Raw genomic sequence first — 20,102 nt, 5'->3', positions numbered from 1 at the left:
CATCTCACGGCGCGGATGCGTCCTGGGGGGGCGGCGTCACCTCCATGGCCACGTCGCCCAGGTCCAACACGTCACCGTCCTTCATCTTCAACGGCCGGCGCAGACGCCCCTGCGAAGGGCCGCCCAGGATGAGGAGGACGCGTTCGCCCGCGCGCACCCCGCCGAGGGAGAAGCGGCCCTCCACGTTGGAGATGTGCTCCATCAAGGGCTCCTCCCCCTCGATGAAGACGAACGCGCCAGAGACGGGCGTCTTCGTGGCCGCGTCCACCACCCGGCCCCGAACGGTGCCGGAGGCCTCCAGGGGAATGTCCACTTCGAGCACCGCGCCCGTGGAGGGAGAAGCCGTGGTCTCGCCGATGGAGCCATCCACCGTGCGCGCCGTCAGCTTCACGGGGTCGGGCGGGACGTCGCGTAACTCGAAGCGGTCGCCGGAGAACTCGAAGGGGCCTTCGCCGTTGGGCAAGTAGCCCTTCTGGAGCCGGAGCGAGAGGGTGAAGCCGCGAACGGGCTCTCCCTTGCGCACCACGCGGCCGCGAAGGAAGGCCGAAGGCCTCAGCCGCACCACCACCTCCTTTTCGAGGGTGATGGGCACGGGCTCGCTCGATCGTCCTCCATTGCGCGCGACCAACAGCACGCGGTCCGGGTGGGTGAACCCCGATCGGAAGGAAGCGGTGAAGCGCCCCTCCACATCCGTGGGTGTCATCGTCAGGGGGACGCCCTTTCCTTCCGCGGCCGTGAGGGTGATGACGGCGTGGGGCGACGGCGAGCCATCCGGCTCCAGGACGACCCCCCGGTACGCGCGCTCCTCGGGCGGTTCCTCCCAGATGAACTCGACCTGGGCCGTCCGTCCCGCCTCCACGCGCACCTGCTCCTGCTTGCCCTGAACGAAACGACCGCGCGCCGCGAGCGTGGCCGTGTAGGCGCCAGCGGGAAGGGTCATCCGGAAGACCCCGTCCGCGCCCACGGCGGCACTGCCGAGTGTCATCCCCGTGGCCCCCGGCTGCCTGTCCGCCATGGCCGTCACCTCCAGCTGACCCTCCGAGAGGTCTCCACGGGCCGCGCGCACCCTGCCCTCGAGGGTCCCCGTGCCATCCAGGGTGAAGTCCGCCCGGGCCGTGCGGTTCTCCTCCACGGAGACGGTCTGGCGGATGCCCGCCGTCGTCCCATCCTGGCTCGCGGAGAGGGACAGGATGCCCGTGGCGATTCCCTCGAGCCGATAGTGGCCGTCCGCGTTCGTGCGGGCCTCGATGGAGCTCAACTCCATTCCGCGGCTCCAGCCGTTGACGCCGGAGATCCGGGCCGCGGCCACCGGCGCTCCGTTCCGGTCTCGCACCTGGCCCTCCACCACGCCGGTGCCCGAGAGCTGAAGTTCCACGGGAAAGCGTTCGCCCTGCCTGACCGTCAGGCCCCGGCGCATGGCGGGCGAGTAGCCCGAGGCCGTGACCTTCGCGTCGTAGCCGCCGGGGGCAAGCCCCCGCACGAGGAAGTGCCCCTCCGCGTCCGACACGGCGACGCCGGGGTCCGCGTCCCCGCCGGAGCGGCTGACGTCGACGCGCGCTCCCTCCACCGGCTTGCGCGAAAGCGCCTCGACGACGCGGCCCTCCAGCACCGCGCCCGGCCCCAACTGGATGCGCACGTCTCGCACGGTGCTGCCCGCTGCGCAGAGCACTGGCAGGTCAAGCGCGCCGGACTCCTCGCCGCGCCGCGCGGACAGGAGATGGGAGCCGGGATCCACCTCCACGGAGAAGCCGCCCTGCGCGCCCGTCGTCACCACCTGCGAGGCGCTGCCGCCGACCCGCACCTCGGCGTCCGCGGCCGGCAGGCCCTTCGCGTCCACGACGAAGCCCTCGATGACGCTCGCCAGCCGGAGCGCCAGCGTCAGCGGGCCTTCCGTGGGGATGCGCAGACGGCCCAGCACCAGGCGCGCGTAGCCGGGGGCGCGGGCCTCCAGCTTGTAGGTGCCCTGGGTGAGTCCGTCGACGCGGAAGTTCCCCCGCTCGTCGCTCGTGGCATAGACGCGCTCGTCGTCGGGAGCATCCGGGCCCTGCCAGGTCTCCAGGTCATGGGCGTGCGCCGTGAGGACGATCTCCACGAGCGGTAACGGTTCATTCGTTCCGCGCACCACGGTGCGGCCCGCGAGTGATTGCGCGGGCTCCAGGGAGATCCGCAGCGCCGTGCGCGACTCGCCGAGCGGGCGGGCCACGTCGTACAGCAGCGGGGCCCGGCCCGGAGCGCGCACCGCCACGAGATAGCGCCCGGGCCCGGAGGCAAGCTGGACGTGGCCTTGCGGATCCGTGACCCCAGAGCCCATCAGCGTCCAGGTGGATGCCCGCGCCCCCCGTGCGTAGAGCCGCACGGTGGTTCCGAGTGAAGGCTTTCCATCGGACAGCACCTCCACGTCCAGGACGCCATCCGCTTCGCTCGGGGACCGCGCCGCCGGGAGCCCCTCCACAGGGTCGGAGCGCTCCGGTGTGGGCACGGGGTTCGCGGGGCGCTTCCGCGTCAGCGTGGCGTCCGCGTTGCCCTCCGGCGCGACGGGGCCACCGGAGCGTAGCGCCCAGAACAGCACGAGGCCGCACGCGACCAGGACCGCCACTCCACCGATGAGCCACCTGCGCATGCCCGCCGTCCTCGTCCCCGCCTCCATGGTGCACATGGCCACCAGTATCCCTCGAAGCCGCGTGCGCGTCCCGCCCCAGACTCCATGCCCCGGGTCGTGTCCCGGGTGCTTCCGCGCGCCACATGACAGGTGCCGTACAGGTCCTGCCAGGTCGTTGGGTCCGCCCGTGGCCGCGTGCCACACTTTCTCCATGGCTGACACGCTGCCCACGGACGCAGCCCCTCCTCCCAGCGGCATCGAGCGCCGCAAGTTCCTCACGTGGCTGGTGGCCTCACCCACGTTGATGATCGCGGCCCGGCTCGCGCTCGATGTCCCCTCCGCAGAGGCTTCGGAGCCTTCAGCGGCCCCGGAAGAAACGCCGCTCAATCTCTACGTCGCAGTCCGGACCGATGGCCGCGTCACCGCCACCCTGCCTCGCACGGAGATGGGCCAGGGCATCACCACCGCCGTCTCCATGCTCGTCGCCGAGGAACTCGACATCGGCCTCGATGCCGTGGACGTGCACACCGCCGACGCGGATCCGCGCTGGCTCATCCAGCTCACCGGGCTGTCCTCGACGATGCGCTACCTGGCCGGTCCGCTCCGCGCCGCCGCGGCGGAGGCCCGGGCACGGCTGGTCACCGCCGCCGCGCACCGCTGGCGGGTGCTGGCCCTCACGCTCACCACCGCGCAGGGCGAGGTGCGTGCTCCCGACGGCCGCAGGCTCGGCTACGGCGAACTGGCGGAGGACGCCGCGCGCGTGCTGCTGCCGGAGGTCCTTGCGCTGCCGAAGTCCTCGAGCAAGTACACCGTGGTCGGTCAGCCCACGGGACGCGTCGACGCACGGGACATCGTCACCGGCGCGGCGCGCTTCACGCTGGACCTGGACATCCCGGACGCGGTGCCCACGGTGGTGGCGCGGCCTCCCACGCTGCTCGGCAAGGTCCAGTCCTTCAATGCCTCCACGGCCCGGGCCCTGCCTGGCGTGGTCGGCGTGGTGCAGATTCCTTCAGGCATCGCGGTGGCGGCGCGGACGTACTCCCAGGCCTTCGCCGCTCGCGATGCCTTGCAAGTCACCTGGACCCCTGGCCCGGCCAGCCATCTCTCCGACGCCGACATCCGGACCCGACTGCGTGACGCCATCGGTCCCCGGCCGCTGCCTCCGCTGCTCACGACCCGGGTCGTGGAGGGGCGCTTCGACTTCCCGTATCTCGCGCACGCGCCCATGGAGACACAGAGCTGCGTGGCGCGTGTAACGACAGACACCGCGGAGATCTGGTCCGGCGTCCAGGATCCAAAGTTCGCGCGGAGCCAGGTCGCCGCGGCGCTCGGATGGGCGCTCACTCCGCAGCGGGTCACCGTGCATCCCATCCGCGCTGGCGGTGGCTTTGGCCGGCGCTTCTTCACCGAAGCCGCCGTGGAGGCCGCGCTCATCTCGCGCTCGCTCGGGCAGCCGGTGAAGCTGATGTGGAGCCGCAACGATGAGATGCGCCACGGGCACTACCGGCCCGCGAGCCACCACCGCATCCTCGCCTCGCTGGGGCCCGGCGGTTCCATCCTCGGCTGGCAACACCGCGCCGCCATCCCCACCGTGGAGTTCCCCCACGGCTTCGGAGACCTGCTCACCTCCCTGGTCGGTCAGGTGCTGCCGGATGTCACGAGCGCGGTGTTCTTCGCGCTGACACAGCACGTCCCCTACCAGTTCGGCTGGGTGGCGCAGGAGCTGGCCGAAGTGCCGCTCCCGATTCCCACCGCGTCCTTCCGCTCCGTCTTCACCAGCCAGGTGGGCGTGGCCAACGAGATCTTCGTCGACCAGCTGGCCCGCGAGCTCCAGAAAGACCCCGTGGAACTGCGGCGCTCCCGCCTCACGTCCCGCAGGCTCAAGGCCGTGCTGGAGCGGGTGGTGCTCGAAGGCGCCTGGGGCCGCGCGCTGCCACCTGGCGTCGCGCAAGGTGTCGCCGTGCTGGAGGAGTGGGACAGCGCCATCGCCCACCTCGTCGAAGTGGACGTGACCAGCGGGACACCGCGCGTGCTGCGCGTGGTCATCGCCGCGGACGTGGGCCTGGCCATCAACCCGAAGGGCATCGAAGCCCAGCTCCAGGGCGCGGCGATGGACGCGATGTCCACCACGCTGAGCGCCGGGCTCCACATCGACGCGGGCGCCGTGCGCGAGGGCAGCTTCGCGGACTACCGGTGGCTGCGGATGAAGCACGCCCCGGCCTCCATCCAGGTGCACCTCGTGCGCTCCGACGACCGCGTGGGCGGCGTGGGAGAGCTGGGCTACCCCAGCGCGGCGGCGGCCCTGGCCAACGCCATTGCCCGGGCGACGGGCACCATGCCCACGCGCTTCCCCATCCTCGACGAGGGAGTCTGACCATGCCGGCCCATTCCTTCCTCCTCAACGGTCAGCCGGTGTCGGTGGACTCGCCCGCGGACCTGCCCCTGCTGTGGGTGCTCCGCGACGTGCTGGGCGTCACAGGCCCCAAGTACGGCTGCGGCGTGGGCGTCTGCGGCGCGTGCACCAGCCACCTGGACGGCGAAGCCTTCCGTCCCTGCCTCCACCCCGTGGGCGACATCGCGGGCCGCGAGGTGAAGACCATCGAAGGACTCGCGGACGCGTCTGGACTGCACCCCGTGCAGGAGGCGTGGATCGCCGAGGACGTGGCCCAGTGCGGCTTCTGCCAGCCGGGGCAGATCATGGCCGCGGTCGCGCTGCTGCGCGGGAATCCCCAGCCGTCCGACGCGGACATCGACGCGGCGATGAGCGACAACGTCTGCCGCTGCGGCACCTACGTCCGCATCCGCGCCGCCATCCACCGCGCGGCGCTGCTGCTGCGGAATGGCGCGGCCCCACGGTAGCTACCGGGACGCCGGCCGGAACCACGTGGGCTCGGCACGGACCGTCGTGCCACCCGTGAACATGCCTCCAGTGAAGAAGGCCTCTTCGAAGAAGTGGTACGGGTGGACGAGCTCCGGGCGGCTCACAGCCTCCAGCTTCGCGGCGAGCGCTTCAGGAATCCGCACGTCGAGCGCATGCAGGTTCGCCTCCAGTTGCTCCATTCGCGTCGCGCCAATGATGGTGGACGCCACGCCGGGCCGCCTCGTCACCCACGCGAGCGCCACCTGCGCGGGCGACCGGTCCAGCTCCGTCGCCACCTCGCGCAGCGCATCCACGATGGCCCAGTTGCGCTCGGTGAAGAGCTTCTCGAAGCCCGGGTTGCCTCCGCCCTGGATGGACGGCAGCCGTCCCTCGCCCTTCGCCTGCGTGCCCTCGCGGGTGTACTTGCCGGACAGCAGCCCCGACGCCAGCGGGCTCCAGGGCGTGATGGACGCGCCCAGCGCCAGCGCCGCGGGGATGTGCTCGCGCTCGATGTTGCGCTCCACCAGCGAGTACTCCAACTGCAACGCGGCGACGCGCTCCCAGCCCTCCTGCTCCGCCAGCGACTGCGCACGGGCGAAGTACCAGGCCGGCACGTCCGACAGGCCGATGTAGCGGACCTTGCCCTCGCGCACGAGCGCGTCGAGCGTGCGCATCACCTCCTCCACCGGCGTCATGCCATCCCACGCATGCAGCCAGTACAGGTCCACGTAGTCCGTCTTCAGCCGCCGCAGTGAACCCTCCAGCGCGCGGCGGATGTTCTTGCGGCCATTGCCACCCGCGTTCGGATCCCCGGGCTGAGTGTTGATGGTGAACTTCGTCGCGATGACCGCACGGTCGCGGCCGCCGGCCTGGGCGAAGTAATCCCCGATGATGGCCTCGCTGGAGCCGCCCGTGTAGCCGTCCGCGGTGTCCACGAAGTTGCCACCGGCCTCCAGGTAGCGGGCGAGGATGCGGTGGGCGGTGTCCTTGGGGCTGCCCCAGCCCCACTCGGTGCCGAAGGTCATGGCGCCCAGGCACAGCGGGCTCACTCGCAGGCCACTGCGGCCCAGCAGGTGGTACTGCGCCAGCGAATCGATGCGAGCGGTCGTCGTCATGGAATGCCCCCGTGTTGGATGCGCACAAGGTGCCGTCCAGAAGCCGCCGGATGAAGACGCGGAAGTTGCAGGGACTGTTTAGACTTTCTTCGAAATGGCCCTGACACCCCTCAATGCCCTGACCGTGTTCGTCACCGTCGCCCGCCGGCGCAGCTTCACTCAGGCCGCGAAGGAGCTGGGCGTGTCCTCGTCCGCGGTGAGCCAGGCGGTGCGCCAGTTGGAGGAGAAGCTGGGACAGGCGCTGCTCGCCCGCACCACGCGCAGCGTGTCCCTCACGGAGGCGGGACAGCGGCTGATGGACGAAGCCGGCCCGGGCCTGCAGTCCGCGCTGGCGGCGCTCGAGCACCTGGCCGCCGGAGCCACCCCGGAGGTGACAGGCACGCTGCGCCTGTCGGTGCCCGCGTTCTCCGTGTCACCCGTGGTGGAGCCGGTGCTGCCGCGCTTCGTCGCGGCCTACCCGCAGGCGCAGGTGCACGTCTCCGTACAGGACGGGTTCGTGGACATCGTGAAGGAGGGCTACGACGCCGGCATCCGGCTCACGGAGTCCGTGCAGCGCGACATGGTCCAGGTGCGTCTGACGCCCGCCTTCCGCTTCCTCGTCGTGGGCTCGCCCGCGTACTTCGAGCGGCACGGGACGCCCCGGCATCCCCGGGACCTGGGGAACCACTCATGCCTGGGCTACCGCGCGCCCTCGACGGGGCTGCCCTACCACTGGGAGTTCGAACAGGGGGCGAAGGAGCTCATCGTCCCGGTGAAGGGGCCGCTCACGTCGGACAACTCCTCGCTGCTCCTGGACATGGCCAGCCAGGGACTGGGGCTCACCTACATCGCGGAGCTCCAGGCGGCGGCCGAGCTGCGCACCGGCGCGCTGCGCCCCGTGCTGGAGGACTGGACCCCGAGCGTCCCCGGCCTCTTCCTGTACTACCCCCACCGGGCGCGGGCCTCGCGTCCGCTCAAGGCCTTCATCGAAATGGCGCGGGAGCTGCTCCCCCGCCGCTGAAGCGGGCCTGGCCGCTCGACTCCCACTCGGGCAGGCGGGCATGCTGCGCGTCGCTGAGTCCCCTTCTCGCGGACTGTTATGGCGGAAGTCGGGCCGGTCCCACACCGAAAGGACAGGAACATGGCGCAGCACGGACAGCGTGTCGGTCTCTTCATGGCGCTCACGATGGCGGCGGCCCTGCTGGGCGCTCCCGCGCACGCGGCGGACACGGCGAAGAAGCCCAAGCCCTCCACCTCCGCGAAGGCGGACGCCGGAGTCGAAGGCCAGGACGCGGGCACGGCGGCCACGCCGGAGAAGAATGCCACCGCGTCCGAGGGCGCCGGCCGCTGTACGGGCAAGGCGCACTTCTGCGGCGTCTTCTCCCAGATGTACTGCAGCAGCCAACCTGGATGTGCCTACATGTTTGGGTCCAATATGTGCGGCGGCGTGGCCATCGCGTGCGAGAAGGCCACCAACGAAGCGTTCTGCACGAAGATCAAGGGCTGCTCCTGGAAGTAGCCCGCTCGCACAGCTGGGGGACTCCATGCCGAAGCGCGAATTCGACGAGGGCATCGACACCGCGACCCTTCCTCGCATCTCCATCCTGTTCATCCCCTTCGACGCGGCCAAGAAGTTCTACAAGGCCAACACCACCAAGGGTGTGATGGGGCTGAGCGCGACGTTGGATGACACGGGGGCGCGGGTGGACGGAAAGAGCCTCGCGAACCCGCTCGTCCCCAGCATGGCCGCCACCGAGTTCCTGCAGGGGCCGGACATCGCCGCGAAGCTCGCGGATATCGTGGAGCAGGAGTGCGACCTCATCCGCAACATGCACGTCCGCGACTCCGACTATGACGACAACCTCCAGTCCTGGCTGGAGAGCAACGGCCCCCAGGCGGCGGACACGTCCCGGTGGAGCGACCGGCGCAAGAAGCGCATCGAGCGGAACCTGCGCGGCTACAAGCACTACCCCGTCTTCATCTTCCTGTCGGAGAACCCCACGGGCTCGCCCTTCCCGGACCGCATCGACGTCCCGGGCCTGGGCATGGCCTACGTCCGCAAGCACCTGATTGACCACGCGACGGTCAAGGGCATCAAGCACGTCAACGAGATTGCCCTCTACCTGCGGGAGGACATCGACGAGCAGTTGGACAACGTGAAGGAAGACGGCTTCTACCTGGAGGCCACCACGCTCACGCGCAATACGGCGTCCATCCAGACGAAGCTGAAGGCCAAGGACGAGTACATCCTCAAGGTGACGCTCGGGAACCGGTATGGCTATTCAGTGACGGTGGCCGGGGTGCACCTGCGCGCGTCGCTGACCGGCTCCTCGCATCACGAGCGGCAGGTGGAGCGCACGGCCTTGCAGGCCTTCTGCAAGTCCGAGGGCATCCAGGTGATGGTGGGCGACTTCAACATGGACCTCCAGGAGACGGCCCAGGGCAGCCGGGGCGTCTACTTCGACGGCCAGCCGGAGACGCAGCCCACGTACATGCTGGCCCTCAAGAGCAGCGAGGCCATCCCGCTCTACCAGCAGCAGTTCTCGAACTCCGCCGGCAACGCCCACTACATGGGCTACTACCAGGCGGACGTGGATGCCCTGGAGCTGTCCGGCCCCGGCATGTTCGGCCTGATGGGCGCCAGCGGCTCCCGGCACCTGAAGTCCGAGGGCAAGTACTACTCGGACCATCCGTCCATCTACCTGCAGGTGAAGTCCACGCGCCTGACCGACGAGGCGCGCGACAAGATCTTCCGCCGGAAGATCCTCCGCGTCACGAAGCCCAATCAGTAGGGCCCGCTCGCGTCAGTACACGTAGGGCGTTTTGCGCGCCCACTCCGTCTTGCCGTAGTGCTTGTGGAGGAAGGCGAAGGCCTTCTTCGCCTCCGGGGTGTTCTGGCCGCAGCCCCGCTTGCTGGAGCGGACCGCGCGGAACAGCGCGATGGGCGAGCGCGGATCCTCCGGGTGCGCCTTCGCCCAATCCAGCGCCACGCGGGAGAAGAAGGCGACAGAGGAGCCCGCCTCGTTGAGGGCCTTCCACTCCGCGGCGGCGTCCGCCCGCTCCTCCGGGCTCGCGAACGGGAGCGGCGTCTTCAGCGGATCCTCCTGGTTCTTCGGCCCCGGCACGCACCAGCCGTTGCGGTACCAGCTCAAGTCCTCCGTCAGGTCGAGCTTCGGGGAGACGTTGGCCAGACGGTCCCTGGCGGGCTCCACCCTCGCGGAGACGACCGGCAGCCCCATGATCAACAGCCGCGCGTCGAACTGACGCTCCTCCGCCGTGGGTCGCCCCACGATGGCCAGCAGCTCCGCGCGGGCCTTGGGCTCCGTCTCCGCGAGCGTGGTCGCCTGGGCCTTGAGCATGGCGTCATCCCCCACCACCGCGGCGCGGGCGAACACGGCCCACGACAGCTGCCGGCGCATCTCGGGGCTCAACGACGGAAGCGCGGCCCACTCGCGCAGCCGACGCGTGGGGACATGGGACTCCAGGAAGGTGGCCCGCGCGGCGCTGAGTCCCATGGGTGCACTGCCGTCCTGCTGGGGGGCCAGGACGGACTCCTCCACCAGGAACTGAGCCGCGTTGCGCAGGGCCTCGTCCCAGTCGTGCGCCAGGTGCAGCCGCTCCTCTCGCAAAGCGTTGTCCGTGGAGAGTTGGCCGCGCACCTGCTCCGGGGGAATGGCGTCCAGCCGCGCCCGGGCCTCCGCCAGCTGTCCCCGCTCCCGCAGCAGTTGCACGGAGCGCCACGCGAGCGTCATGCCCGCGGGGGACTCCACCGGAATCGCTGCCGCGGCCGTGAGCAGCTCGGGCACCTCCGGCGCGTCCGCGCGGGCCGACAGCAGCGCGAGCACGAGCCAGGGCTGATTCCCGGACTTCTTCCAACGGGCCACGGCGGTGCCGTAAGCCTTCGCGGGCCACGGCGCCTCTGGAGCGCCGGGCTCCTCGGGAATGGGGGCGGACATGAGCCGGAGCCACTCGAAGAGCTCCGCCGCGCGAGGCTTCAGCCCCGAGCAGGTGACGGCGTTGCCCTCCGCGTCGGATCCCAGCCAGATGCCGGCCAGCTCCGAATCCAGCCCGGAGCCCGTGCCCTTCTCCAGCACCCGAGAGAACAGCTCGCACCGCCAGGTGTCCGGCGACAGACGCAAACGCACGAGGGACAGCAGGCGTCGCGCGGGGCCGTGCACCTCGCGCAGCTTCGGATCCGCGAGCACCTTCTGGATGGCCTCCTCCGCCTTGGTGAAGCGCGCGAGCGAGGCCTCATCCACCTTGCGCACCTCGTAGTAGTCGTCCGGCTGTAGGAACAGCGCCTCGCGAACGCGGGTGCGCGCCACGAGGTACGCGCCGAGCGCCCGGTAGGGAGAGTCCGCGGTGCTGGCGAGCGCCTGGAAGGCCTCCGCCGCCTCGTCGAACTTCCCGCAGTACAGGTGCATGGCCGCGGCCTGGTAGTCGCGCTCGGCCTGCCTGCGCGCCTTCTCCTTGGGCGTCAGTGAATCCTCGATGCCCGGCGCCGGGTCGGCCACGGCGCAGCCCTTGCTGAAGACGATGTCCTGGTTGCCCACCCACTCCTTCAGCAGGGCCGGGCGCTGCTTCCATTCCTTCGCGAGCGCGCGGGCCGTGACCGCGGCGTGCAGGAAGGCATCACCGTGGATGTAGGCGTCGTTGGAGGCGTACACCAGCTGGTTGGCGTCCACCTGCGGCAGGTCCTTGGCGGGCACGGCCTCCTGCCGGACGGCGGTCCATTGATCACGGGCCCAGCTCGGGTCGGGCCCATAGCGGCCCTCCGCGTCCGTCCAACCCGCCACCAGGTGCTTCTGCTCATCCGCCGTGGTGGGGATGCCCATCATCGAGCGAAAGGCGAAGGCGAGGTACGGCGGGTCGAACGTACGGCGGAGGATGCCCAGGCGTCCGGCGGCGTAGTTGCTGAAGGGCTGGTCGGGATTGTCGATGACGGAGAAGCGGGGGGCGGGCCCGAAGTCGGGTCCACAGGCGTCGGCGATGACGGGAGGCAGCAGGACCGCGAGGCCCACGAGCCCCAGGACTGTTCTTGCGTTCTTCATGGTCGGGTCTCCGCCACGGCACGAGCGAACGCATCGGGCGTCCACGGCCGGGGGTTGAAGAGATAGAGGGTCGAAACGCCGGGAGGCACGGGCTGCCACTCGTCCACGGCCAGGCCCATGCTTCCCGAGCACGGGCGAGGCAGGCCGCGCGCGAAACGAGCACGCCAGACCGGCGCGTCCGGGCCCATGCGGAAGAGCTGCGGCACCACTTCGTCCACGGGCGCGCGGGCAATCCAGCTGCCGGGCACACACCACGACGCGAGCCCCGTGATGGACAGCGGCATCCCCGGAGGCAGGCGCGCGCGCAACCGCTGGAGCATGTCGACGTAGGCGTCGTATTCCGATGCACGGGCATCGAAGTCCAGCTGCAGCGCCGTCACGTCAGGACGGCGGCGAACGAGCGCATCCAGACTCCCAGCCAGCGACTCCAGGCGCTCCGGACCGAAGCGCGCGAGCGAACTTCCCGGAAGCACCTGCAACCGCACGGTGGCCTTCAACGCGGTGCCAAGAGGAACCCTGAGTGGCTGCCTGCGAGGCACCAGGTGGTCGCCCTCATCGGTGAGGTCAATCGTCGCGAGCAGGAAGGCGACATCCACCGCGCGGCCTTCCAGGAAGCTCAGGTCCTCCGGCCGCTCCCAGGCCCAGAGGACAAGACGGGGCGGCGGAGACTCCGGCGGCGGCGTGGCCACGGACAGCGGCAGGCACAGCAGCGTGAGGACAGCAGTGGCCCGCAGGCCGCGCCGTGGGCCGGGTGCCGCGTGCGAATGGGACTGTTCGGGGAGCATCGCGGCCAGGAAGCCACGGCCGGGCACCCTGCCCGGCCGGCATGGGGACATTTAGCAACCCGTGCGCCAGACGCCCATGACCTCTCCGGTGATGCGCCGGAGCTCAGCCCTCTTTCTTCCCCGCCTTGACCCCCAGCATCCGCAACGCCAGCTCCGCGTGCAGGTCCGCCAGCGCGTCCACGTCCAGCGCGGGCGTGGGTTCGAACCAGTAGGGCAGCCGCAACCCCATGGCGGAGATGGCCGCGGCGACGACGCCCGCGTTCGGCACGGAGAACACGCCCTGCGCGCGCCCTCGCTCGATGACCGCCATCAACAGCGCCGACGACTGCTCCCGCAGCGCCAGGGACGGCGCCGCCAGCTCCGGCGGCAGGGCATGGATTTCGTCGTTCACCACCACGGCCAGCTGCGGATGGGTCGCGTGCAGCTGAGTGTGCGCCCGGACCAGGGCCCGGAGCTGCTCCACCGGCTTCGCCCCCGCGCCGAGCAGCGCCGTGCGCAAGCCCTCGTGGTGCGCCTCGTGCCCCAGCCGCACCAGCTCCGCGAGCACGTGCTCCTTGGAGGGAAAGTGCGCGTAGAGCGCGCTGGGCCGCAGCTCCAGCTCCTTGGCCAGGTCCCGGATGGACGCGTCATGGAAGCCCCGGCTCGCGAAGAGCTGGAGCGCCGTCTCCAGGATGCGGCGACGCGTGCCGTCAGCCAGCGCCGAGGCCGGAAGCACCGCCTTGCGCGCACGAAGACGGGACGGGGAGGAAGACGCCATGGGAGCCACCTTGAAAAACGAACGGTCGTTCAGCTACGGTTCCACCGACCCTGCAAGCGTAGTCCATCCCCCCTCTGAACGGTCGTTCACCTGACGATGCCCACGTTCTCCCTCCCCGACGGCGTCACCCTGCACCTCCAGGAGTCCGGCGAGGGAGCTCCCATCCTGCTCCTCCACGGGCTGGGTTCGTCCGGCAGCGACTGGGAAGCGGTGGCGCCCCGGCTGTCCGCGCATCACCGCGTGCTGGTGCCGGACGCACGAGGCCACGGCCAGAGCGACAAGCCAGCGGGCGCGTATGGCGTGGCCCTCTTCGCGCGGGACATCGCCGCGCTGTGTGACGGGCTGGGGCTGAAGCAGGTGCACGTCGTCGGCCTGTCCATGGGCGGGATGATGGGCTTCCAACTGGCGGTGGACCGGCCGGACCTGGTGCGCAGCCTGACCGTGGTCAACAGCGGGCCGGACATGGTCGCGCGCACGTTCCGCCGGAAGATGGAGTTCGCGGCGCGACTGCTGGTGTTGCGCCTGCTGGGTCCCCGCGGGCTGGCGAAGCGCGTGGCCCCCAGGCTGTTCCCCAAGCCGGAGCAGGAGGCCCTGCGCCAACGGGCCATTGAATCCCTGGGCGCCAACGCGCCGGACGTGTACCTGCGCGCGACGAAGGGGCTCGTCGGCTGGAGCGTCCAGGACCGGCTGAAGGACATCACCTGTCCCGTGCTCGTGCTGCACTCCGAACGGGACTACACGCCACTGTCCACGAAGCAGGCCTACGTCGGCCAGCTCAAGGACGCGTGGCTCCAAGTGCTGACGGATTCCGGGCATGCCGCGCCCGTGGATCAACCCGGACAGGTCGCCGACGCGGTGGAGCGGTTCCTCCGGGATGTCGAGTCACCCGGGCGCATGACGCGTCCTGGCTGAAGCAGGAGGCAGACACATGTCGGTGACTCGGAAGGTCCAGGCCATGTCTCGCATGGCGGTGGCGGTGTGCGCGCTGTTCGCCGTGTTGGGAACCACCCAGGCCCACGCGGGCGAGTGGGTCCACGGCGTCTATTCGAACGTCTGGGGCACCCGGAGCTACCAGCTCTGGGTCCCCACCGGCTACCAACCCGGCGAGCCGCTCCCGCTCGTCGTGGGGCTCCATGGCTGTCTTCAGAACCCGGACCAGTTCGCGGGCCTGTCACGGCTGAACGCGAAGGCGGACGCGGAGAAGTTCCTGGTGCTCTATCCCAACCAGGCGATGTTCGCGAACGGCACCCAATGCTGGAACTTCATGTTCTCCTCCAACCAGGAGCGAGGCATTGGCGAGCCGTCGATCATCGTCGGCATGGTGGATTGGGTGAAGAGCCACTATGCGGTGGACTCGCGCCGCGTCTACCTGGGCGGCGTCTCCGCGGGCGCGGTGATGACCAGCGTCCTGATGGCCTGCTACTCGGATGTGTTCACCGCGGGCATGGTGGGCGCGGGCGCCATGTACAAGGCGGCCACCACTGCGTCCGGCAGCCTCTATGCCATGACGTTCGGCAGCATCTATTCGCCGGATGAGCGGGGCTATGACGCGTGGGCGTGCTCGGGCAAGCCGCGCCGGAAGGTGCCGGTGCTCGTGGTCCACGGCACGTCGGATGACGTCGTCAATCCCGTCAATGGACAGCAGGCCGCGCGCCAGTTCGTCCAGACGAACGACTACGGCGATGACGGCTCCAACAACAACAGCGTGTCCAACACCCCGGCCCGGACGACGTCCGCTGTTTCACCGGGAGGCCGCAAGTACACCGTGAGGGACTACGTCTCCAACGGCGTGCTCCTGGTGCAGCACATCGAAATCCAGGGCATGGGTCACGCATGGCCTGGCGGTGACGGCGCCTTCCCGTTCGCGGACCCAGCGGGTCCCGACGGAACCACCATCATGTGGGACTTCTTCAAACAGCACTCCCGCTGAAGGGGCGCGGTCCGTCCGGCGGCTCCCGGACTACCCGGGAAGACGTGGACAGCCCATCCGCCGGCATGTTGAGCTTGGGTCAAAGGCATCCATCGCCCGTACGCCCGAGACACCGGCCCCATGTCCTTCTTCGAAGTGCTTTCACCGGTTCCACAGAAGATGGACATGGGGGGTGACCTCCCCCTGCGCTTCCGCACGCGTCCGCTGCTCGGCCAGGTCGTGTGGCCGCTGCTCGGGCTGGTGCTGCTGGTCGTGCTCCCCGTCGCCTACGCGCTGGACCAGGGCCTGTCCCTGGCCCTGCTGCGTGAGCAATGGATGCTGCCGCTGGTGGGCGTCCTGGGCTTGTTCGTGACCGGGACGCTTATCGTGCGGTGCGTGACGACCCGCCTGGAGGTGTTGGTGACGGCCTCGGAGGTGTCAATGCACGGTGGCGGGGCCCTGAGCGCCTTCACCTGGAGCGAGCCCCTGACCCACTACGCCGGCCTCGACTGCGAGCGGCGCCACCACCCGGACTGGATTGGCGCGCAGGACGAGTACGGCATCGCGCTGACGCACCAGAAGAACCCGGAGCGCACCGTCGTCGTGCACTGGGGCCGCGATGCCCGGCGCTTCGAGGATCGGCTCGCGCGCTACGCCCAGCTCCTCCGGCTCCCCATCCGCCGGGAACAGCGCGCGCCCCTCGCACAGCCGCGCGCCGCCCGCCGGTAACCGCTTCACGCAAGCCCCGGGCGTCCACCGACGCGTCGGGAGTTTCCGACGTCTCTTGACGCGTCGGATATTTCCGACGTATCAATCCGGACCATGTCCGAACCGGATGTCTTTTCGGCGCTCTCCAATCCGGTGCGCCGGGAAATCCTTCTGCAGCTGCGCAAGGGGCCACGCGCGGTGAACGACCTGGCGAGCGGCTTCAATCTGGGCCGGCCCGCCGTGTCCGAACATCTCCAGGTCCTGCGCAAGGCTCAACTCGTCCGCGAGGAGCCGCGCGGCCGTGAACGCTACTACCACCTGGATCCGCGTCCGCTGTCGGAGGTGGACGACTGGCTCAAGGCCTTCACGCACTACTGGAAGCAGCGGCTCGCCGCGCTCGAGGACGTGCTCGACGAGGAGTCACGCAAATGAATCCCCCCGCCGTCATCCAGCTGGACCACGTGTATGCCCATCCGCCCTCCGCCGTGTGGAAGGCTTTGACGGACCCGGCGCTCCACGCGAAGTGGTGGGCCGCGGGCGACGTGCGCCCCATCGTGGGCCACCGCTTCACGCTCGACATGGGCCCCTGGGGTCAGCAGCCCTGTGAGGTGGTCGCGGTGGAGCCGGAGAAACTGCTCCAGTACCGCTTCGCCACGGGCACGCTCGACACCACCCTCACCTGGCGGCTCGTGCCGGAGGGCAGCGGGACGCGGCTTACGCTCGTCCACGAAGGCTTCAACCTGGACTCGCCCATGGGCCGCCGCGCCTTCGAAGGGATGAAGCCGGGCTGGCCGGGGGTGCTCGCACGGCTGGGCACCGCGCTCGAAGGCTGAGCGCGGGCCCTCGCGGATGACTCAGTTTATCGGGGGCCGCACACCGTGGCCCCTTCGTTCCAGATGGTGACGTTGCCCACCGGCGACACGGAGCAGAAGCCACCGCAGCAGTCCTCGTTGGAGCGGCACTGGGAGCCGTGCGGCCGGCAGGTGAAGTGCGGCGGCGTGCTCAGTGCGGTGGTGACGGTCTGCCAGGGGATGCCCGGGCCGGTCCACGACAGCTGTGCGTGCGCGTCGCCGTAGCCCTCGAAGAACTCCATCACCAGGTCATGCGGGCTGTTGGCGGTGAGCGACACGACCACGTCATGCGTCTGCCCGCCCTCCGCCTCCATCCAGTCGTCGACGAGCAACACGCCGTCCAGCCACAGGCGCACGCCGTCCTCGGTGGCGGTGCGCAGCGTGTACGTGCCGGTGGTGGGCGCCGTCAGCGTGGCGGACCAGCGCGCGGACCACCTGTCGGCGGGCACGCCGGGCGCGGGAGAGGACGCGCCCCAGTACGTCCCCAGGAACGCCTCGCGCCGGACGGTGGCGCGGTTGTAGAGGAACTCAGAGGTGAAGTACTCGGCCTTGAGCCCGGGCTGACCTTCCGCCACTTCGGGCGTGCAGACGGCGTCGCCCTCGTTCCAGATGGTGACGTTGCCCACGGGGAACACGCTGCACCCACCGGAGCGGCACTGCGCGTCCGCGGTGCAGTGGGCACCCAGGGGACGCGGCTGGGGCAGCGCCGCCGTCTCCAGGCGGGACACGGGCACCGTCTGCCAGGGCTGGCTGGCGCTCTGCCACTGGAGCAGCAGCGAGGCCGCGGCTTCCGCGTCGAAGAACTCCAGCACCACGCTGGCGGGGACGTCCTGCGACAAGGCGATGCTTCCGGAGTGCTGCTCCACGGCGTGCTCGAACCAGTCATCCACCAGGAGCTGTCCATTCACCCACAGCCGCACGCCACCACTGGCGGAGGTGCGGAACGAGTACGTCTGCGTGAAGGCGGGCGTGACGTAGCCCTCGATGCGCATGCCGAAGAAGTCCGCCGGAATGCCAGCCACCGGCGCTCCCGTGCCGTAGGACACGTTCACAGTGGACAGGTGACGCAGCACCGGAACGCCCTGCATCCGGAGGTTGGGGAAGAAGCGCGCCACCACGCCCGGCTCGCTGCTGGCGTACTGGATGACGACGACATACTGCGCGTTGGTGCCTTGCGCCGGAGCCGCCATGCCGCCCCCCAACACCAGCGTCCCCGAGGGCACGGACTTCACGTACACCTTCATGGGCGTGGAGGAACTGGACGTGGTCGCGGAGGGATCATTGGTGGCGAGCACCTCGTCGGTGAGCGCCCAGGTGCCGTCCGCCAACCACGCGGGCAGCACCGTGTTGCGGCGGTCCATGGCCACGTAGACCGTGGCGGCGGAGTTCAGGCCCAACCGCACCTGCGACGCGCCGGTGTAGAGCTTGTCGTCGTTGGCCGCCTGGAGCAGCACACCACCCTGGAGCCGAGGGGACAGACCGGTGAGCGTGTACGTCCGGTCGACGTAGAGCTGCGTGCCTGGCTGCGCGGTGGCGAAGGCATAGGGCCGGCCCGTGCCCACGGCCTCCAGGGTGACGAGCCCGTTGGCGGAGGTCAGGCCCTGAGCGCGGGTCGCGGTGGGCGAGGACTCCTGTTCTGGAACGGGACCACAGGCCAGCAGGCTGGCGAGCACCAGGAGCGGTGCGAGGAAGGAACGACGCATCACGAAGGCCTCCGGGAAAAAGGGGCCGGCAGCCTGTGCGCTCATGTCCAACAAGGAAAGGATGCGGGGGGCGGGATCATCTGATTCCGGGGAATTGCCTGGCGTCCGGGCCCGCGCCTCCAGGCACGTGGACGCCGGGGGACATGACAGGTAGAAGGCCGCCGTCAGGAGACTGTCCCTTGAAGAAGACCCCCCTCGTCACCGAAATCTCGAAGGAGTTCACCTTCGAGGCCGCGCACCGCCTGCCCAACGTTCCGGAAGGGCACAAGTGCTCGCGGGTGCATGGCCACAGCTACCGCATCGAAATCACCCTCCGCGGCCCCGTGCATCCGCAGTTCGGGTGGATCGTGGACTTCGCGGAGCTGAACGCCGCCTGGCAGCCGCTCCACGCCCAGCTGGACCACCGGCTGCTCAATGACGTCCCCGGCCTGGAGAACCCCACGAGCGAGCTGCTGGCCGCGTGGCTCTTCGATCGCGTGAACGTGCCCGGCACCACCGTCGCGCGCATCCGCGTGGCGGAGACCTGCACGTCCTCGTGCACCGTCTACGCCGCGGAAGGCTGAAGCCGCTTCAGCGCTCTACCTGGCCCAGGTTGGCGTGGATGACCGCGCCATTCAGGACCGGAGTGGTGGCGCAGAGGTAGAGCACGCCGGAAATCTCCTCCGGCGTGATGAGCCGCCCGAACGTCGTCATCCCCGCCACGCTCGCCCGGACGGAGGGGTCCGTTCCCATGTGCTCGCGGAGCATCTCCGTGTCCGTGAAGCCGGGGCAGACGCAGGCGGTGTGGACCTGGGTCCCCGCCAGGTCCTGGCAGGTGGCCCGCATCATCCCGATGAGCGCGTGCTTGGTCGTCACGTAGGACGCCACGCCCTTCACGGCCTTCTCCCCCAGCGTGGATGACACGTAGAGCAGGGACGAGCCGTCCGTGAGCAGCGGCCGCGCCAGGCGGTTGAGCACCAGCGGGGCCACCACGTTGACCTCCAGCACGCGGCGCAGGTGGTCCGCGTCCATGGTCAGCGCGTCGTCGTGCTCGTAGAGGGCTGCGTTGTGGATGACGGACAAGCGCCCGGGTCCGGCGCCGTCGCGCAGCGCCGCTTCGACCGCGGGCTCCCAGCCCGGCACGGCCAGGTCCACCGTCACGTTGACGACGCCCGGCACGGTGCAGGGGCTTCGCGACACGTTGATGACGCGCCAGCCCTCCTTGCGGAAGCGCTCCGCCGCCGCCCGGCCAATGCCCCGGCTGGCGCCGGTGATGAGGACCTGATCAGACATCGCGTTTCCACTCCCAGGAGGCCCACTGGCCAGGGCCCGAAGCGCACTTCACCAGCAGCCCGGTGATGTGGTCGCGCGCCATGCCGCTGCCGTCGCCCACCAGCTCCTCGCCGAAGACGCGCGCCAGCTCCTCCAGCGACACGTTGGCCACCGGCAGCACCGTGACGTCGCGAGCGAGGAAGCGCAGCTCCTCGCCGTTGAAGTGCGCCACGTGGTTGCCCTTTTCGTCCCGCTCCAGCCGCAGGTGCTTGGAGCGGCTGGGGAGGAAGAACGTCTCGTTCCAGGCCTTGCAGCGGTTGATGATGGCCTGCTTGAGCGGACCGTAGTCCGAGAGCAGGCCATCATCGGACACCTCCCCCGTCAGCGCGACGTAGACGGAGAAGTTGTGCCCATGCAGGTTCTCGCGGTGCGTGGCGGAGAAGATGGTGAAGTGCCCCGCGGAGAACTTCATCTCTTCCTTGTGCAGCTCGAGGGTCGTGGTGCGCGGAGCCATGGGATGGCCCAGGGCATACC

At 70.0% G+C, this 20,102-nt stretch carries 19 protein-coding genes; 11 read left to right on the top strand and 8 right to left on the bottom strand.

The window, feature by feature from the left end:
• Window positions 1-4: 4 nt before the first annotated feature.
• Window positions 5-2,620 (bottom strand): carboxypeptidase regulatory-like domain-containing protein, encoded by a 2,616-nt coding sequence (locus D7Y04_RS06875; protein ID WP_199749626.1) that lies wholly within the window; start codon window positions 2,618-2,620, stop codon window positions 5-7.
• Window positions 2,621-2,810: 190 nt separating this feature from the next.
• On the opposite strand from D7Y04_RS06875, the gene D7Y04_RS06865 reads away from it, so the two are divergent.
• Entirely contained in the window at window positions 2,811-4,973 is a 2,163-nt protein-coding gene (locus tag D7Y04_RS06865; RefSeq protein ID WP_121759301.1) for a xanthine dehydrogenase family protein molybdopterin-binding subunit, read from the top strand.
• 2 nt (window positions 4,974-4,975) lie between these two features.
• Complete coding sequence (locus tag D7Y04_RS06860) at window positions 4,976-5,458, top strand: (2Fe-2S)-binding protein (RefSeq protein ID WP_121758683.1); 483 nt, start codon at window positions 4,976-4,978, stop codon at window positions 5,456-5,458.
• On the opposite strand, the gene D7Y04_RS06855 is transcribed toward D7Y04_RS06860, so the two are convergent.
• Window positions 5,459-6,574 (bottom strand): aldo/keto reductase, encoded by a 1,116-nt coding sequence (locus D7Y04_RS06855; protein WP_121758682.1) that lies wholly within the window; start codon window positions 6,572-6,574, stop codon window positions 5,459-5,461.
• A gap of 94 nt (window positions 6,575-6,668) precedes the next feature.
• Here D7Y04_RS06855 and D7Y04_RS06850 point away from each other — a divergent pair, with 94 nt between their 5' ends.
• The 3 genes from D7Y04_RS06850 (at window position 6,669) to D7Y04_RS06840 (ending at window position 9,345) form a co-directional block, all read left to right on the top strand.
• Entirely contained in the window at window positions 6,669-7,574 is a 906-nt protein-coding gene (locus tag D7Y04_RS06850) for a LysR family transcriptional regulator (protein WP_121758681.1), read from the top strand.
• Between the two features lie 120 nt (window positions 7,575-7,694).
• Entirely contained in the window at window positions 7,695-8,072 is a 378-nt protein-coding gene (locus tag D7Y04_RS06845) for a hypothetical protein (RefSeq protein WP_120595216.1), read from the top strand.
• A 25-nt stretch (window positions 8,073-8,097) separates the two neighbouring features.
• A complete protein-coding gene (locus D7Y04_RS06840) occupies window positions 8,098-9,345 on the top strand; it encodes a hypothetical protein (RefSeq protein WP_120595215.1) in 1,248 nt (415 codons plus the stop codon).
• 12 nt (window positions 9,346-9,357) lie between these two features.
• On the opposite strand, the gene D7Y04_RS06835 is transcribed toward D7Y04_RS06840, so the two are convergent.
• The 3 genes from D7Y04_RS06835 to D7Y04_RS06825 are packed head-to-tail and all read right to left on the bottom strand — an operon-like array spanning window position 9,358 to window position 13,146.
• Entirely contained in the window at window positions 9,358-11,604 is a 2,247-nt protein-coding gene (locus tag D7Y04_RS06835; RefSeq protein ID WP_121758680.1) for a hypothetical protein, read from the bottom strand.
• On the bottom strand, window positions 11,601-12,440 hold the full coding sequence (locus tag D7Y04_RS06830) for a DUF3142 domain-containing protein (protein WP_233601286.1): 840 nt from the start codon (window positions 12,438-12,440) through the stop codon (window positions 11,601-11,603). Before D7Y04_RS06830 ends, D7Y04_RS06835 begins: the two co-directional genes overlap by 4 nt.
• A 52-nt stretch (window positions 12,441-12,492) precedes the next feature.
• Window positions 12,493-13,146 carry a TetR/AcrR family transcriptional regulator gene (locus D7Y04_RS06825; RefSeq protein WP_120595213.1) on the bottom strand — a complete coding sequence of 218 codons (654 nt, stop codon included), beginning with the start codon at window positions 13,144-13,146 and terminating at the stop codon, window positions 12,493-12,495.
• Between the two features lie 96 nt (window positions 13,147-13,242).
• Between D7Y04_RS06825 and D7Y04_RS06820 the strand changes: the two genes are divergently transcribed.
• The 5 genes from D7Y04_RS06820 (at window position 13,243) to D7Y04_RS06800 (ending at window position 16,596) form a co-directional block, all read left to right on the top strand.
• Window positions 13,243-14,058, top strand: coding sequence for an alpha/beta fold hydrolase (locus D7Y04_RS06820; RefSeq protein ID WP_121758679.1), 816 nt, complete (start codon window positions 13,243-13,245; stop codon window positions 14,056-14,058).
• A gap of 16 nt (window positions 14,059-14,074) precedes the next feature.
• A complete protein-coding gene (locus D7Y04_RS06815) occupies window positions 14,075-15,076 on the top strand; it encodes a PHB depolymerase family esterase (RefSeq protein WP_121758678.1) in 1,002 nt (333 codons plus the stop codon).
• A gap of 165 nt (window positions 15,077-15,241) precedes the next feature.
• Complete coding sequence (locus D7Y04_RS06810) at window positions 15,242-15,784, top strand: hypothetical protein (protein WP_147477053.1); 543 nt, start codon at window positions 15,242-15,244, stop codon at window positions 15,782-15,784.
• A 93-nt stretch (window positions 15,785-15,877) separates the two neighbouring features.
• A complete protein-coding gene (locus D7Y04_RS06805) occupies window positions 15,878-16,195 on the top strand; it encodes a helix-turn-helix transcriptional regulator (RefSeq protein WP_120595209.1) in 318 nt (105 codons plus the stop codon).
• Complete coding sequence (locus D7Y04_RS06800) at window positions 16,192-16,596, top strand: SRPBCC domain-containing protein (RefSeq protein ID WP_120595208.1); 405 nt, start codon at window positions 16,192-16,194, stop codon at window positions 16,594-16,596. Before D7Y04_RS06805 ends, D7Y04_RS06800 begins: the two co-directional genes overlap by 4 nt.
• Window positions 16,597-16,622: 26 nt before the next feature.
• On the opposite strand, the gene D7Y04_RS06795 is transcribed toward D7Y04_RS06800, so the two are convergent.
• Window positions 16,623-18,317 carry a PA14 domain-containing protein gene (locus D7Y04_RS06795; RefSeq protein WP_158627451.1) on the bottom strand — a complete coding sequence of 565 codons (1,695 nt, stop codon included), beginning with the start codon at window positions 18,315-18,317 and terminating at the stop codon, window positions 16,623-16,625.
• Window positions 18,318-18,496: 179 nt separating this feature from the next.
• Between D7Y04_RS06795 and queD the strand changes: the two genes are divergently transcribed.
• Window positions 18,497-18,880 (top strand): 6-carboxytetrahydropterin synthase QueD, encoded by a 384-nt coding sequence (queD, locus tag D7Y04_RS06790; protein WP_233601285.1) that lies wholly within the window; start codon window positions 18,497-18,499, stop codon window positions 18,878-18,880.
• A 7-nt stretch (window positions 18,881-18,887) separates the two neighbouring features.
• On the opposite strand, the gene D7Y04_RS06785 is transcribed toward queD, so the two are convergent.
• The gene (locus tag D7Y04_RS06785; RefSeq protein WP_121758675.1) at window positions 18,888-19,589 is read right to left on the bottom strand and encodes an SDR family NAD(P)-dependent oxidoreductase; all 702 of its coding nucleotides are present in this window, start codon (window positions 19,587-19,589) and stop codon (window positions 18,888-18,890) included.
• Window positions 19,582-20,082: a 6-carboxytetrahydropterin synthase gene (locus D7Y04_RS06780; protein WP_121758674.1), complete on the bottom strand. Its 501-nt coding sequence runs from the start codon at window positions 20,080-20,082 to the stop codon at window positions 19,582-19,584. Before D7Y04_RS06780 ends, D7Y04_RS06785 begins: the two co-directional genes overlap by 8 nt.
• Between the last annotated feature and the right edge of the window lie 20 nt (window positions 20,083-20,102).

Origin of the sequence: Corallococcus sp. AB038B (assembly GCF_003668955.1) — a bacterium.
GTDB classification, from domain to species: domain Bacteria; phylum Myxococcota; class Myxococcia; order Myxococcales; family Myxococcaceae; genus Corallococcus; species Corallococcus exiguus.
This window is presented reverse-complemented; position numbering and strand designations above follow the sequence as displayed.

Bases quoted from the DNA above. Each gene is read 5' to 3' on its own strand.
- D7Y04_RS06850 (WP_121758681.1), top strand. From the start codon at position 6,669: ATGGCCCTGACACCCCTCAATGCCCTGACCGTGTTCGTCACCGTCGCC.
- D7Y04_RS06830 (WP_233601286.1), bottom strand. From the start codon at position 12,440: ATGTCCCCATGCCGGCCGGGCAGGGTGCCCGGCCGTGGCTTCCTGGCC.
- D7Y04_RS06780 (WP_121758674.1), bottom strand. From the start codon at position 20,082: ATGGCTCCGCGCACCACGACCCTCGAGCTGCACAAGGAAGAGATGAAG.
- D7Y04_RS06820 (WP_121758679.1), top strand. From the start codon at position 13,243: ATGCCCACGTTCTCCCTCCCCGACGGCGTCACCCTGCACCTCCAGGAG.
- D7Y04_RS06825 (WP_120595213.1), bottom strand. From the start codon at position 13,146: ATGGCGTCTTCCTCCCCGTCCCGTCTTCGTGCGCGCAAGGCGGTGCTT.
- D7Y04_RS06805 (WP_120595209.1), top strand. From the start codon at position 15,878: ATGTCCGAACCGGATGTCTTTTCGGCGCTCTCCAATCCGGTGCGCCGG.
- D7Y04_RS06860 (WP_121758683.1), top strand. From the start codon at position 4,976: ATGCCGGCCCATTCCTTCCTCCTCAACGGTCAGCCGGTGTCGGTGGAC.
- D7Y04_RS06795 (WP_158627451.1), bottom strand. From the start codon at position 18,317: ATGCGTCGTTCCTTCCTCGCACCGCTCCTGGTGCTCGCCAGCCTGCTG.
- D7Y04_RS06875 (WP_199749626.1), bottom strand. From the start codon at position 2,620: ATGCGCAGGTGGCTCATCGGTGGAGTGGCGGTCCTGGTCGCGTGCGGC.
- D7Y04_RS06865 (WP_121759301.1), top strand. From the start codon at position 2,811: ATGGCTGACACGCTGCCCACGGACGCAGCCCCTCCTCCCAGCGGCATC.
- D7Y04_RS06845 (WP_120595216.1), top strand. From the start codon at position 7,695: ATGGCGCAGCACGGACAGCGTGTCGGTCTCTTCATGGCGCTCACGATG.
- D7Y04_RS06800 (WP_120595208.1), top strand. From the start codon at position 16,192: ATGAATCCCCCCGCCGTCATCCAGCTGGACCACGTGTATGCCCATCCG.
- D7Y04_RS06785 (WP_121758675.1), bottom strand. From the start codon at position 19,589: ATGTCTGATCAGGTCCTCATCACCGGCGCCAGCCGGGGCATTGGCCGG.
- D7Y04_RS06840 (WP_120595215.1), top strand. From the start codon at position 8,098: ATGCCGAAGCGCGAATTCGACGAGGGCATCGACACCGCGACCCTTCCT.
- D7Y04_RS06810 (WP_147477053.1), top strand. From the start codon at position 15,242: ATGGGGGGTGACCTCCCCCTGCGCTTCCGCACGCGTCCGCTGCTCGGC.
- D7Y04_RS06835 (WP_121758680.1), bottom strand. From the start codon at position 11,604: ATGAAGAACGCAAGAACAGTCCTGGGGCTCGTGGGCCTCGCGGTCCTG.
- D7Y04_RS06855 (WP_121758682.1), bottom strand. From the start codon at position 6,574: ATGACGACGACCGCTCGCATCGATTCGCTGGCGCAGTACCACCTGCTG.
- D7Y04_RS06815 (WP_121758678.1), top strand. From the start codon at position 14,075: ATGTCGGTGACTCGGAAGGTCCAGGCCATGTCTCGCATGGCGGTGGCG.